The organism is Shigella sp. FC1567, from assembly GCF_001743015.1.
GTDB lineage: Bacteria > Pseudomonadota > Gammaproteobacteria > Enterobacterales > Enterobacteriaceae > Escherichia > Escherichia coli.
Genome location: NZ_MIIV01000312.1, coordinates 1 through 1,008, shown reverse-complemented (window position 1 = coordinate 1,008; position 1,008 = coordinate 1). Strand labels below are relative to the sequence as shown.

The 1,008-nt window shown below is 49.7% G+C and carries 1 protein-coding gene and 2 pseudogenes; 2 read left to right on the top strand and 1 reads right to left on the bottom strand.

What is annotated here, in order from left to right; translation table 11 throughout:
* On the top strand, positions 1–294 hold a 294-nt coding region (locus BHE85_RS16515; protein WP_146627975.1), incomplete at its 5' end, for an integrase core domain-containing protein.
* 43 nt (positions 295–337) lie between these two features.
* Here the strand turns inward: BHE85_RS16515 and BHE85_RS16510 are convergent.
* Positions 338–505: pseudogene (locus tag BHE85_RS16510) on the bottom strand (transposase); the annotation flags it as partial.
* A 92-nt stretch (positions 506–597) separates the two neighbouring features.
* On the opposite strand from BHE85_RS16510, the pseudogene BHE85_RS16505 reads away from it, so the two are divergent.
* Positions 598–1,008, top strand: a pseudogene (locus tag BHE85_RS16505) (IS3 family transposase); the annotation flags it as partial.

Sequence of the window (1,008 nt, the reverse complement as noted above, 5' to 3'; positions counted from 1 at the left end):
GATCGAGGTTCACAGTACTGCGCATACGATTACCGGGTCATACAGGAGCAGTCTGGTCTGAAAACATCAATGTCGCGTAAAGGTCACTGTTACGACAACGCTCCGATGGAAAGCTTCTGGGGAACGCTGAAAAATGAGAGCCTGAGCCACTATCGTTTTAATAACCGGGATGAAGCCATCTCAGTAATACGGGAATACATTGAGATTTTCTACAATCGTCAGCGTCGTCACTCTCGTCTGGGGAATATCTCCCCGGCAGCCTTCAGGGAAAAATATCATCAGATGGCTGCTTAAAAAAAGAACAAATGGTAGTGTCCGCTATTGCCAGTACACCTCATCCTTCCTGGTATTGCTTACGCCAGAGAAATAACTGGCTGGCTGCTACACCATGTTGCCGGGCAACGAGGGAGACCGTCATCCCCGGTTCAAAGCTCTGCTGAACAATTGCGATCTTTTCCTGTGTGGTACGCCGTCTGCGTTTCTCCGGCCCTAAGACATCAATCATCTGTACTCCAATGACTAGTCTAAAAACTAGTATTAAGACTATCACTTATTTAAGTGATACTGGTTGTCTGGAGATTCAGGGGGCCAGTCTAGGTACAGCATGAACCCTCAGACAGAAAACAAAGTGATGAGCGGCTAAAACTGGAGATTAAGGTGGCACATATCCGCACTCGCGAAACATATGGAACCCGGCGGCTCCAGACGGAGCTGGCAGAGAATGGCATCATCGTTGGTCGTGACCGACTGGCACGTCTTCGTAAGGAGCTAAGGCTACGCTGTAAGCAGAAACGCAAGTTCAGAGCGACTACGAACCCGAACCACAATCTGCCAGTTGCGCCAAATCTGCTGAACCAGACGTTCGCTCCTACAGCACCAAATCAGGTCTGGGTGGCGGACCTGACGTATGTTGCCACACAGGAGGGATGGTTGTACCTCGCTGGCATCAAAGATGTTTATACGTGCGAAATTGTCGGCTACGCCATGGGAGAGCGCATGACAAAAGAG